This window comes from Paenibacillus sp. JT31N17 (assembly GCF_056269255.1).
The window spans coordinates 567,336-581,156 of sequence record NZ_JBWDNP010000002.1 but is presented as its reverse complement, the minus strand read 5'-3'; the positions used below and the strand labels follow the sequence as shown (position 1 = coordinate 581,156).

The 13,821-nt window shown below is 54.3% G+C and carries 8 protein-coding genes; all 8 read right to left on the bottom strand.

Annotated elements, in window-relative coordinates:
• Positions 1-183: 183 nt before the first annotated feature.
• Entirely contained in the window at positions 184-1,932 is a 1,749-nt protein-coding gene (locus tag AC0YOB_RS10035) for a glycoside hydrolase family 2 protein (RefSeq protein ID WP_475792720.1), read from the bottom strand.
• An 18-nt stretch (positions 1,933-1,950) separates the two neighbouring features.
• Complete coding sequence (locus AC0YOB_RS10030; RefSeq protein ID WP_475792719.1) at positions 1,951-3,576, bottom strand: beta-galactosidase; 1,626 nt, start codon at positions 3,574-3,576, stop codon at positions 1,951-1,953.
• On the bottom strand, positions 3,573-5,999 hold the full coding sequence (locus tag AC0YOB_RS10025) for an alpha-L-rhamnosidase-related protein (RefSeq protein WP_475792718.1): 2,427 nt from the start codon (positions 5,997-5,999) through the stop codon (positions 3,573-3,575). The genes AC0YOB_RS10030 and AC0YOB_RS10025 overlap by 4 nt, the downstream gene beginning before the upstream one ends.
• 210 nt (positions 6,000-6,209) lie before the next feature.
• Positions 6,210-7,094, bottom strand: coding sequence for a carbohydrate ABC transporter permease (locus AC0YOB_RS10020; RefSeq protein WP_475792717.1), 885 nt, complete (start codon positions 7,092-7,094; stop codon positions 6,210-6,212).
• A gap of 21 nt (positions 7,095-7,115) precedes the next feature.
• On the bottom strand, positions 7,116-8,015 hold the full coding sequence (locus AC0YOB_RS10015; RefSeq protein WP_210037391.1) for an ABC transporter permease: 900 nt from the start codon (positions 8,013-8,015) through the stop codon (positions 7,116-7,118).
• Between the two features lie 63 nt (positions 8,016-8,078).
• Positions 8,079-9,821, bottom strand: coding sequence for an extracellular solute-binding protein (locus AC0YOB_RS10010; RefSeq protein WP_475792716.1), 1,743 nt, complete (start codon positions 9,819-9,821; stop codon positions 8,079-8,081).
• 99 nt (positions 9,822-9,920) lie between these two features.
• Positions 9,921-11,666 carry a sensor histidine kinase gene (locus AC0YOB_RS10005; RefSeq protein WP_475792715.1) on the bottom strand — a complete coding sequence of 582 codons (1,746 nt, stop codon included), beginning with the start codon at positions 11,664-11,666 and terminating at the stop codon, positions 9,921-9,923.
• A gap of 366 nt (positions 11,667-12,032) precedes the next feature.
• Positions 12,033-13,661 carry a response regulator transcription factor gene (locus AC0YOB_RS10000; protein ID WP_475792714.1) on the bottom strand — a complete coding sequence of 543 codons (1,629 nt, stop codon included), beginning with the start codon at positions 13,659-13,661 and terminating at the stop codon, positions 12,033-12,035.
• Positions 13,662-13,821: the final 160 nt, after the last annotated feature.

The window sequence follows — 13,821 nt, the reverse complement described above, 5'->3', positions numbered from 1 at the left end:
GTTATCTCCGCCTGCGCGAGCCAGCCATCCCTCTTAGGAGCATAGTTCCCAAACATAGAAAAAGCCGCCTCACTCTTGCAAGCTCCGGCAGCCTCCAGCTCATATTTCAAACTAAAATTATACGCCTTTCAAATTGAATTCTACGTCTTTGAGGTAATTCAATCTTTCGTCAATCCGCCGCATCTATTCCTCATGAAATAATCGCGATAAGGTCCGGTACCCTTCCTTCTCCTTGCGGTCAATCGTGACTACGCCAAAGGGGCCATATGGAGCGCTCCATTTCAGGCCGCCATCCGAATCGTAGAAATCCCGGCGGTGATAATAATCCGCCCAGCTCCATACGATCCCGCCCTGAATTCCGGCGTTCCCGATGGCCCGCCACACGCTCTCCAGATAAGCGGCCTGGTAAGTTTCGGAGAAACGCTCATTACCCCGCAGTCCCAGAATGCCATGCGTGCCGAATTCCGACATCAACACGGGCTTATCCGGATACTGGCTGGCCGTTTCCCGCAAATGCTCCTCGGTCGGGATTCTCACAACCTCGTCGAATTCAGAAATATCAAAAGCAAGCCTGCGGTGGAAGAACACGCCGTAATACAAATTGACACAGACCAGGTCGGCTTCCTCGAAGGCATGATGCCCGCCCGAGCCCGTCGTCGCAAACGTCACCAGCCGCGTTGCATCCAGCTCCCTCGTTCTGCGGATCAGCCTTCGCATCGCCGCGATGCCGACCTCCCTGTTCGTGCCGGACTCGTTGCACATGCTCCAGGCAATAATACAAGGATGATTGCCGTCGCGCTTGACCATCTCATCCAGAGTGGCCTGCGCTTTATCGATAACCTCTGGAATATACGGACGGTCATCCCATTCGGACAGCCACCAGTTCAGCGGGATTTCCGCCATATACAGCAGACCGATCTCATCCATAATGTCCAGATGAACAGGGGCTTGCGGATAATGGACGCGCACCAGATTCGCGCCCATAGCCTTGATTTTCAGCAAGTCCCTTCGGATCAGCTCCTCCGGGACGCTTGGGCCATAGCCGGCATACTCGTCATAGCGGTTGAAGCCTTTGATGATCAGCGGCTTGCCGTTAAGCAGAATCGTGCTTCCCGCCGTTTCAACCGTTCGGATGCCAAAGCGTGCCTCCCGTTCATCCAGGGAAGTTCCGTCCGCCGACAGCCTCGCCAGCAGACTGTACATATGCGGGCTGTGAAGCTCCCATAGCTGCGGATCTGCCAGCCCGCATTCCCATGATACGATGACCGCTTTATTGGGAAGGCAGCTGACATGTACAGGCTGATTGGAGTCAAGTCCAGCACCCTTAATCTGAATGGTCAGTTCACCCTCGAACGCATCATTTGAACCGTTCACCACTTCTGCATTGCAGTGCACAAGAGCGGCTCCGGTCTCCGTGAGAGAGGCGCGGATGCCAAGAGATGCCACGTAAACCGTAGACGTTGTCTCCAAAGCAACCTTCTGCAGAATCCCGCCGTACTGAATCCATTCCACGACCCGGCCGCCGGGAAGCCATTCCTCGCGATGGACATTGTCCACTTTGATGACAATCTGATTGCTGCCGTCCGTCCGCAGATAAGGCGAAACAACAAATTCAAAGGGCAAATAAGGTCCGAGATGCTCGCCCAGATAGACGCCGTTCAACCAGACCCGCGCATGACCGCTGACACTGTTAAAAACAATCCGCTGAAGGGAATGGGGCTCTGCCAGCTCCCCCGATATTTCTGCCGCATACCAGCCGACTCCCTCATAACCCCAGAAGGCTTCCTGATAGAAATCCCATGGCCCGGGAGCCTGAACGGACATCCAGCCTGACTTGTCATAGGCTTGGAGGAACCATTCCTGTCTCTCGCCTCTGTCATTCTGGTCAATCTGAAACTGCCACTCGGGCAGTTCAATAGCTGTGCGCTGCATGTCTGTTCCTCCTGTATATTAAACTTCCAGTGCTGTCTCTATCACTTCCAGCCACTCTTCCTGCGATGCGTCTCTTGCCAGCAGCCAGGTCTGCCCTTGTCCGCTCTTATGTGTCAAATATACAGCCCGCCGCTCCGGGATGCCATCGGTGACAAAGTTGTTCTCATGCCAATCGAGCAGCTCCCTGAACAGTCTCGGAACCTCTGTCAAATAGACATTCCTGTCATCCTTCCGGAACAGATCGGCTGTCACGACCAGCTTGCCGCCCGCGTGCACATAGGCAATCAGGCGCTGCTCCAGCAGCGGGTCATAAATCGTATGAAGCGGCACGGCGATCAGCTCATGCTGACCGATTTGACCGGCTGAATAGAAAATATCGATCAGTCCGGTGTGAGCCTCATATAACGTCTTGTACACGGTATTGACCGTATAATCCGTATAATTCAGCCGGTCTCCGACCGAAAGCTGGTAGCACCAGGAGCTGTCAAAATGGTAATACAGTCCTATCCTCGCCGGGGCTGCACCGCTTGCCACACTCAGCTCTGTGTCTGCGCCATGCTGCTTGATATACTGCTGCACCGCCTCATAATTCGGGCCCGGCTCCCCGGTTATCGTCAGCAGCTCGGGACCGCCCCTGGACTGCTCCTGTCCCCATGGAAAAGGCTTCATCTTGAACAGGAAGAAGCTCTCGCAGCCTCTCCCCTGAACGAGCGTGAGCTTCGCTTCCAGCTCCGGCGAGCTTGCTCCAAACTCCATGATCCAGAACGGCTTGGCGAGCACGCCTCTGCTCGCATCGCAGTAAAAGGCAATCTCATACGGCTTGCTGCTATAGATATCGATGCCTGCCACATCAAGCTCGGCAAACATCTCCGCCCAATTGACATTATCGCCCCAGCTGAACATAAAGGCATTGGTCGTAATCGGTCGCCCGCCGATATACGGCCTTAATGCCCGGGCCTGCAGCTGCGCGAATTGAACCATGCCGTCCGAAGAGAACCGGGCAAACTCCAGCTCCAGACTGGGATGATGCCACATCATCACATCGGAGCTTACTGGCCCCGGCAGCGGAATCTGGCCGAAGCTGTGATAATGCTGGGACCAGAAAGCCGTCCCCCAGCTGTCGTTCAGAGCTTCGATCGTTCCATACTTTTCGGCCAAATACCCATGAAAAGCCTGCTTCGCGCATGCTCCGTAATCGTATTTGGTTTCGCCCCCAAATTCATTATCAAGCTGCCAAGCGACGACATTCGGATGACTGCCGTAACGCTGCGCCATCAAATCCACGATGCGCAGCGAATATTTCACATAGTGATCCGAAAAATATGAGCGGTGCTGGCGGGCGCCGAAGCCGACTGTCCGGCCATCCTTGTGGACAGGCAGAATCTCCGGATGCTTCTCTGCCAGCCAGATCGGCGGACAAGCCGTCGGCGTGCAGAGCACTACCCCGATGCCGGCTTCGGCGGCCAAATCAATAGCGTCGTCCAGCCATTTCCAGTTATACTGCCCGTCCTGCGGCTCCAGGCTGGACCAGGCAAATTCCGCGATCCGGATCGATGTGATCCCGGCATCAACCAGCTTGCGGTAATCGGCCGCCCACTGCTCCCTGTCATGATGCTCCGGATAGTATGCAATTCCCACATTCATTGTTCGTCCGCTCCATTTCTGTCAAGGTCTGCTCGTTTATATGTGCACGCCAATTCCAGAGATCGTGCATCTTCCACATGCCGGACCTCGCCGCCAGGCATACGGATCGTTGCAGGGATGCCCGCTGGCGCGTTGATCCGGATAGTAAACTGATCCGCTTCGAGTCTCCACTCCACCTCCACAAGCCCATGGGGAGTCGAGGCGCTTCCCTTTGCCCAGCGCAGAGGTCCCACAACAGGCGAAATTTCAATTGCCGCAAAACCCGGCTTCAGCGGCTTGACGCCCAGAATTTCCGCAGGAAATTCATATAAGGGCAGCGACCCCCATGCGTGACAATCGCTGCGCTCCGACACGGGATCCTCCACCCAGGCCGTCAAATGCAGATCCACCTGCTCCCGCCAGGTATCCCACAGCGCAAAAGTCTTCTCGTACAGACCCGTCTTGGCAAGAGTGCGGAACAGGTAGTAGGACATGGCGCTGGATACCTTCGCCATTGCTGCCGCATTGCGGTCAAGCATGCGCTCCGTTAATTCCCGGGCCTCCGCCCCTTCGACCGTACCGGAGAGAACCGCCCACAGCTGGGCATGCTGACTGTAGGCTTCAACGGAAGGGCCGTCGCGGAAAAGCTTCCGCTCCCCTGACCAGCAGTGCCGGCGGACCGCTTCACGGATGGTTTCCGCCCGGACGCGGTATTCCGCTCCGGTATCCTTTCTCCCGGTCCATTCATTCATCTCCGCCGCTTTGACAAGCGCATCCGCATACATCAGGCTGTATACCGTCATGGGACCCGACCTTCCAGCCTGCGGCGCACCGGCATTACCCTTCCACTCCATCGTCCAATCGACGAACGACCAGTAGCCCTCCGGAATCTGTCCGACAAGCCCGCTCTCGTTTCGGCGGTCCTCGAACCAGCCAAGAACGGCATCCATACCCGGACGGTACCGCTTCACCAGCGCAGGATCTCCGAAGTGGCTGTAATGGTCATAAACCATCATCAGCCAAAACAAAGCGAATCCCGGGATAACCTGCCTCGAAACAGAAGGATACCGACTCTGCAGCATGCCGCCGGGAAGCAGTGAGCTGTGAAAGTCGCGGATCGTTTTGCGCGCCAGACGGTCATCCCCACTTACGGAATACGTGAACAAAGCCTGAAGACGGCTGTCGAGCTCATACTGCATCTGTTCATAATAAGGCGTATCCTCGTAGGTTTCGTGCATGCAGCCCCGCAGCGTATTCAGGCTGATCTCCCACAGGGGACGAAGCGTGGCATCGGAGCTGTCGAAGCCGGCAAGCTCCTGCAGCGGATAGCCGCTCTGACGATAATCGACTCCCGCCAAAACAACCGGCTCATCCGCAGCCTGAAGGGTCAGACGGATGAAGCGGAAACCGCGCCGGTGAAGCGGCTCATATACCTCGGCGGAGGACAGCGGCTCGTTGCCGCTTCCGGCCAGCGTATAGTGATCCTCGAAGCCGTAGAGCGCTTTTCCTTCCATTTGATCCCGGATACCCTTGCGCCTTGAACCGTCCGCGCCCGGCGGAAGCTCGTAGCACTCGGCATACAGAATGGAAGCCCTGGCCCCCTTCCCGCCATAAAAAACCACACGCGGAAATCCGCTCGTCATCCGCGAAGTATCCAGCTCCACCGTGAGCCGCCCTCCAGCAAGCAGCGCCAAACCCGCCAAGCTGTCGGGTGATTCTCCCTCCGCCCAGCTTCGTTCCCCGCATTTGCCCTGCATAATCCGGGTGAATGTCCTTACGGTTTCCCGCATGGGCGGAATCGTCCGCTCCGTCAGCTGCCAGGGGGTCAGCTGTCCGTACATAGGGTCCAGCACATCGCTGACCGCCAGGGCTACGGGCCAATGTCCGTCCGGAAAATCCTTGTTCTCGAAGCCAATCGGCAGCTTGGCTCCGTCGACGCGTTCTCCTCCGCCGATAAACAGCGTGAACGTCTCCTTCTCAAAGGCGAAAGCGCCCGCTTCCAGACACAGCGCCTGCCAGCGTCCATCCGTACTGACATCTTCAAGCAGATTCCCATCGTTATTCTCAAGGCAGCCATCCAGCAGGAAACTGCCCATATACGACCGCCATACGGATGCCGGGCCGGAATGCCCCCCATAATGAATCACCTGAGCGGCCCATACGTTCCGGCCGTCCAATAGTTTATCTGTCACATCAACGACTTCATAATAATGAATATTCATGTCGCCCTTGCACGGCCCGTTTGAAACCGCTTCTCCGTTCAGCCATAAGCGATAGCGGCTGTCGGCCGAAACACTCACGGTCAATCGGGCCTTATTCTTATCGGGAACATGAAAGCTGCGGCGAAAATAGGCAATCTGCGGTTCATTATTCCCGGCGGCATTCTCCTGGGAGGAAGCTTGCGGCCAGATCCATTTGGCCTGCCATTTGCGGTTTTCTTCCATTCTTATCCATCATCTCCCTTGTATAATGCGAGTGAAATAATCCGGCTCCCGCCTGTTCAGCCCGTTAATCACCGGACTTTAGCTGTCGCTTTTAAAGCGGTGCCATCCAATTTGCCGGTCTTGCCCTATTTCAAAGCAAAAGGGGCTGCCAGGCAGCACCACGCTCCAGGCAACCCGCTTGCTTCGAGTCCTCTTGTCCGGCAGGCTGCGCTACTCCTTCACGCTTCCCATCACAATGCCGCTGATGAAAAACCGCTGCAGAAACGGGTAAACCAGAAGGATCGGCAGCGTTCCGAGGAAGATTTGCGCCGCTTTGACCGTCCGGTTCGACACCTGGCCCAGCAGGGTCAGATCGGTGACTGTCAGACGGCTGAAATCCTTGGTCACGATGACGGTCTGCAAATAGCTTTGCAACGGATAATTATCCGGGGAATTCATATAAATCAGCCCCGTAAACCACTCGTTCCACTGAAAAACAACGGAGAACAGCGTCACGGTAGCCAGCACCGGCATCGATACGGGAATGACGACCTTGAGCAGCGTTTTCCAGTGGCCAGCTCCATCGATGAAGGAAGCCTCCAGCAGCTCCTTCGGCAGTCCGCGGAAGAAATTCAGAATGAGAATAATGTTGAACACATTGACTGCGCTCGGGATAACCAAGGCCCATATCGAGTCGATCAGACCCGTCTTCTGCACAATCACGTACGTTGGAATAAGTCCGCCATTGAACAGCATCGTAATGACGAACGTCCATACATAGACGGTGCGGAAGCGGAATTCCCGGACCTCCTTGGACAGGGCATAGGCGACCAGTACGCCCAGCATCATATTCAAGGATACGCCCAGCGCCACCCGCTTCAGCGTTACAACAAAAGATTTGAGGAAAGCCGGCTCATTGACGACGAACGAATAGGATTTGACCGTAAAATCGACCGGCCACAGGCCGACCTGGCCCGCCGTGGCCGCACTGCTGGAGCTGAATGAGATGGCCAGAATATGGACCAGCGGAAATATGCAAAGCAGCGCCAGCAGGCTTAGTGCGGTATAGTTGCCGATTGTAAAAATTTTTTGACTGAGCGTCTTGTTCTCAACCAAGTCGCACCCCTCCCTTTGCTGCTAGAAAATACGATAGTTGGCGAACCGGAAAGCGAGAAAGTAAGACCCCGCTATGAAAATAAGGGAAACAATGGATTTAAACAGTCCCACGGCTGTCGCGACGCTGTATTGATAATCCAGCAGCCCCAGCCGGTAAACGAAGGTATCGATAATATCTCCGGATTCGTATACGACCGTGCTGTACAGATTGAATACCTGATCGAAGCCGGCATTGAGCACATTGCCCATGCTCAGCGTAGCGAGCAGAATGACGACAGGCATCATTCCCGGCAGCGTAATATGCCAGGTTTGTCTTCTCCGGTTGGCTCCGTCCATGACAGCCGCTTCATAGAGAGCGGGATTAATGCCGGTCAAGGCAGCCAGGTAGACGATGGTGCTGAAACCGAATTCCTTCCATACGTCCGAGATCACAAGGACGAACGGAAACCAGTTGTTGTCGGCCAGGAAGAAGACCGGCTTAAGACCGAACATTCCCATGACCTGATTGATGATCCCTGTTGAAGGGGACAGCAGATCAATCATGATTCCGCCCAGAATGACCCAGGACAGGAAGTGGGGCAAATAAACGAGCGTCTGTACGGAACGCTTGAACTTGCGTACGCGGATTTCGTTGAGCGCAAGCGCCGCCGCAATCGGAACAACCTGTCCAGCAATGATTTTCATCGCGGAAATATACAGGGTATTGCCCACAACGCTCCAGATATTAGGCAGATGGAACAGGTACTCGAAGTTGTCCCAACCGACCCACTCCGATTTCAGGAAGCCGAGCGTCGGATAATATTTCTGGAAAGCGATAATGATGCCCAGCATCGGGCCGTAGCTGTATACGAGCACTAGTGCGAGAGCCGGCCATACCATGAGATGAAGCGGCAGCTCTTTTTTCCACTGCGGAATTTTCATATTCGGTCCTCCTGTCCAAAGCAATAAGGAGAGGGATGACCCTCCCCTTCGAGCAGCCTGATCTTATTTGGCATCGCTTGCTGCATACCACTCATTGACTTCTTGGGTGATTTGATCCCCGCCAAGCTGCTTCCAGTCCCCGACGAATTTATCGAACGCATCCGGCGAGGCGGCTCCCATGATGATTTTGATGAAGGTTTCGAATTCCTGCTGTTTAAGGAATGAGCCCTTCTCGACCATCGTTGGCGTAGGCGTCCCGTAAAAGGCATTGGATACGACCCGGTCGTTCTCGTTGTAGGTTTTGAGTATGGCATACGCGCCGTTCTCGCCGAAGATCGGGTTCAAATACCAGCCTGTAAAATTCGTGCCCGCCGTAGCTTCCTTCATCTGGTCATAGTAGCCTTTGAATTCTTCGTTCAGCTTGGAGGTGTCGCCGGTTTTCAAAGCCTCGGTCACCAGCTCATGCGCGTTGATGTTGGTATCCATCGTGAACGTCTGGATCACTGCGCCGCCGAATACCGGAATTTTCTTGTCGCCTTCCGTAATCGTATGATATTTGGAGGATTCGGCATTTTCGCCGTAAATCTTCTCGTAGTAGAAATTCAGCATCTTGACGATCGCTTCTTTATGCTCCGTGCCTTTCTTGACGACGTAGAAATGGGCCGGTACCGGCTGTGGAATATACGCCTTGGCCGGCTGGTCGTCAACCGATACAAGCGGATACGGCATCCATTCGGCATTCTTGTCGCGCTGCTTCAGATCGTTGAGCGGCCAGGAAGCGTTCCAGAATTGACCGAAATGCAGGCCAATCTTGCCAGAAGTTTCCGATTCTGCAACCTTCGTACCGTCCTTGACGGCGAATTCCGGATCGATCAAGCCTTCCTTGAACATGCTGTTCAGAGCAATCAGCCCTTCCTTGACCTGCGGCTGGATGCTGCTGTAGACCAGCTGGCCCGTCGCTTCATCCTTCTGCCACATCGTCACATCCGTGCTGTACGGGTAAGCATGATAGCCGGCGAAGAAGCCTTCTACGCCTGCAAATCCGTCATATACATTCTTGCCGATCGCAAGTCCGAACGTGTCCTTCTTGTTGTTGCCGTCGGGATCGTCATTCGTAAAAGCGCGCGCGATGTTGATGACATCCTCCATCGTTTTCGGCGGTTCAAGATTCAATTTCTCCAGCCAATCCGTCCTGACCCATACCAGCTGCGCTCCATCGGTGCCTCCGCCCGAGGTCGTATTGGGAATGGCCATCAATTTGCCATTGCTGGAGGCTGCCTGCATCATAATGCCGCTATTGGAATTCAGGTTGGCCTTCACGGCATCCGAAGCATATTGATCGAATACGTCGGTCAGATCCTCGACCATATCGGCGTCGATCATCATCTGCAGCTCGCGGGCCGACACGTCCATGATGTCCGGCAGATTGCCCGAGGCAATCGCCACGCTCATCTTCTGGTCTCTGACCTCGGGAGAGCTGCTGGCCACCCACAGGTTCTTCACTTTAATGCCGAGCTGGGCCTCGTATTCCCTTCTCCATACATTGTGGTCAATATCGTCCCCTTGAGGATAGACCGGGTTTTCCATCTGGAATGCAACCGTTGTCAACTCAATGGGCGGGTCGTATTTGGCCATGGGATCTGCCGGAGGAGTCGCTGCGGCATTGCCGATATTCTCTTTCCCGCTTGGCGGGGCATCTGCTCCCTCTTGATTGTTTGTGCCGTTGTTCGAGCAAGCCGCTATCAATACCATCATACAAGCGAGCAGGACTGCAAGCGTTCCCTTGAACCTCTTTGCGCTTTTCAATGTTAATCCCCCTGTCGGATCCTGTATTGTTCTACATCTCCCATTATGCGGAATACGGCGGCAAACGGACAGATTCACAATTGCACATATGTTGACTTCTTATGACTTCTTGGGGCCGCGCATTATCAATATCGTTACCTTCAGTCCCCCGAGAGCGCTTCGCTCCAGGGTAATGCCGCTCTCCTGGCCGAAGACAAGCTGAATGCGGCGGTGCACATTAATCAGTCCCGTCGTTTCCATCTGATCGTCGCGGACGCGAAGCTTTCGCCGGAGCTCCTCCATGCCGGCATCATCCGGCGCCCTGCCGCTGTCCTCAACGCGAATGATAAAGCTTGCCTCATCCGCCTCGAAGGATACCGCGATCCTTCCGTTGCGAACAACATGCTCGAGCCCATGGTTGTACGCATTCTCCAGAACCGGCTGCAGGAACAGCCGCGGCACCGGCAGGTCAGCCACGTCCTCCGGCAGCGGGTCGAATTCCACCCCGATGCGGCTTGAGAACCGGATGCCCTGAATGTCCGTATAGGACTTGGCATGCCCGAGCTCCATCGTCATCGGAACCTGCTCGGCCGCTCCGCGGGTAATATATTGAAAATACTCGCCCAAATGCTCGCAGAACAGGATTACCTTGTCGATATCATGCATCTTGGCAAGCCGGTAAAGCGTAAAATACGTGTTGTACAGGAAATGGGGGTTAATCTGGGACTGGAGCTGCTTGAGCTCCGAGCTCTGCGAGCGGATCTTCTGTTCGTAGACCTCATGAATCAGCACCTTGAGCTGATCGACCATGGAATTGAACTGCGTATAGAGATAGGAGAATTCGTCGCCTCTCCTGGTGACCGGCATTTTCTCCAGGACCCCTTTCTCCACCTTGCGCAGAGAATGGACGAGATGGCTCATCGGACGGTGAATCACCCGATAAATCCAGGCCGAGAATATGAAAATAACGACGATCGAAATAATGGAAAGCATCCAGAACCAGCTGCCGTAAGCGGACAGCTTCCCCAGCACCTCTTCCTCCGGCACATAGACGGCAAGCGACAGATCCTTCTCCGCCCCGGTCCGGTAGGAAATCAGATAGCGGTCATTGTCGTAATGGTAGGGATAGACGCCCAGCTTGCTTTCCGGAGGTTCATAGGAGGCCTGGATCGCTTCATTCAGAGTATCGTCCGTGCCGCTGGCCAACGACCAGTTCTGGTTGCGGTTCCAGAGAATCGCTCCCCCGTTCCCGTAGGTGGAGAACTGCGACAGCTCATGCCTGATCGTATCGACGTTCAGCTCGATGCTGAGCGCGTAGGACGGTTCTTTGTCATAGAAGCCGTAATAGGGATAGGATAAGACAATAAACAGGCGGCTCTGCCATTCCACAATAGCCGCTCCCCCTGTAGCGGAAGCTTTCACCACCATGCCGTATTCGTCCGCCGGCAGATCGGCTATTATATTTTGCGAGGAAATCACCCGGTTAATGGTTGGAATATAGGCGCTTACTTTACTGATCAGGGCGCTGGAAATCTGGATCATCGACAGCTTTTCCTGGATTTTCAGAATACGCTGGGTCATCTCGTAGCTGTCCAGCACGGAACCGCCGAAGCTGATGCTTTGCAAATCCTTGTCGTCAATAAACTCCCGCTGATGCTTGCTCATCCGGTCAATCTCCGTGCTGAACGAGTCCATGAATTTCTGAACACTGGCTTCCATCTGTTTGGACAGCTCCTCGCGCACGCTCTCCTTTCCCTTCTGGTTAATAAACAAGCTGAGCGTGCAAAGCGGGACGATGACCAGCAGGAAGACGAAGACGATCTTCGGATAGATGGTCAGCTTGAATCGGCGTTTGACAAGTAACATACGGCCCCTCCACATATTCAAAATGAGCTTTCAAAAAGCGGCTTTTAGAAGTCCGGTGAATAATAGGCGGAGCAGGCGGAAATAGTCTGGAGAAGCGTAAGCTGAAAGCTTTCGCTAGAAAGCTGCTTCGTAAGCATCCACTTACGACCTTTGTACCCCGAATTTAACCGATAAAAGGTGACAAAGCGATTCACGTTGTTTATTGTGGATCGCTTTGCACCAAAGGTATTCAAATTCAAAAATTCAGGGGTACAACAGCGATCTCGACAAGTGACAAGCGATAGACATGCTTGTAGCACTTGCGAGTATCGGAAGACGTTTCCGTATGCGCAGCATGTCCTTTTCACCGGGCTTTTTGAATGCCTCTCAGACGGATTTCTCCCGGTATTCGACAGGCGTCATCCGGGTCAGCCGCTTGAAGAAACGGGTGAAATAGGCGGAGGATTCAAAGCCGACGGCCAGGGCAATATCATGCACCTTGCGGTTGGTTCCTCTGAGCAGCTCCTTGGCCCGTTCGATTCTCACATGAATCACGTAATCGGTCAGGGAAACGCCGGTCAGCTTCTTGTACAGCCGGGACAGGTAATAGGGGTTCAAATAAACAATCTCCGCCATACGGGTCAGCGACAAGTCCTCGGCGATATGCCGATGCACATAATCCTCAATCGTCTGCACCACATCGCGGTACGGTGAGAATTCGGATTGATTGCGCAGCTCAAAATAATGCGCAGCCAGCTGGAGAAAATAATCGGCCACGCTCTTCCAGTCCGGAAAGGATTTGTACTCCACGCAGCGGCCCAGATCGATCTGCCTGCCAATATCCCGGCTCAAGCCGGAGCGGTTGATGCATGTCATAAAGGTGGAGGAAAGCGCGAGAAAAATCTCCTGCATTGTGTACGTATTCCCGTCCGTATTCTCTGTCAGCCCGGTCAGAAAAGCCGCCATCGCTTCGTGGAATTTCTCCTGCTGGCCGCTCTCGAGATAAGCCTCCAGCTGCTTGAGCGCAGGGGCGTAAAATTGATTTTTGCCCGGAGCTCCATCGCTATGAGACGGCTCGCTGTACTCGGAGAGCATCATCTCGCGGCCCATGCCGATGCCGTAATTGATCTGCCATTTCATGCGAAAATAAGCCCCGGTCAGCTGATCCCAATGGATTTCCCGTTCCCCGATCAATAAGGAAGCGCTTACTTTCAACAGTTGATAGCTCTGCTTTTGCGTCATTTCCAGAATCCCGCGGATCAAGCGGCACAGGCCGTCAGCGTCCTGCGGTTCCCTGGATTGCAGCATCCACACCCATTGATCGCTTTCATACTTCACCTGCACAATAAGAAATTTCGGCGCCAGATATTCCTCGGCAATATTGTTAATCGCAAACAGCAGCAGCTCCTTGTCGGATAAGGAAAGCTCCGGCTGCCACTTGTCAACCTTGCCGGTCACAAGCAGAACGGGACGGTCTGTCAACAGCGGAATCTCCAGCTGTTCCAAATTGCGCGGGGTCACATCGGCAGCGGTCCGCGCCCCTTCCAGCAGTCCGGTCAGATACACCTTCCTGAGCATGGGGAGGGCGACGCTCATGCTGCCTTTTGCCTTGAGAATCAAATCATTCAGCTTCCATTCCTCGTCCAGCTCCCGGCAGGCCCGCTGCACCGCTTGCAGGATCTTGGCATCGCCTTCGGTCTTGAGCACGTAATCGATGCTTCCTCCGCGAACGGCCTCTTGAATATATTTGAATTCGTTATAGCCCGTGAGCATAATGACCTTGCAGTGCGGCCAGGTCGCTTTGGCATGTTTCAGCACCTCAAGACCGGAAATTTCCGGCATATGAATATCCGTCAGCAGAATATCGATCTGGGTATTGTTAAGCCGCTGCAACGCTTCATCGCCCGAGTAAGCACGGTACAATTCAAGCTCGACGGTTTCCGTGTGCTCGCCGAACATCTCGAATAATCCGTCCGCGATAATCGGCTCATCATCTGTAATTAGCAAGCGGTACATGGTTCACCATTCCTTTTTCCGATTTAAGCACCTCATTCTCTCATATGGATATAGGGTCGTCAATTACAGATGTTAGGGGATCGGCAGAGCTGGAACAGGCTGGAAAGGGCACGAAAAAAGAGCGCCAGAAGCTCCTTATTAAGGGAACTCCAAGCGCTCT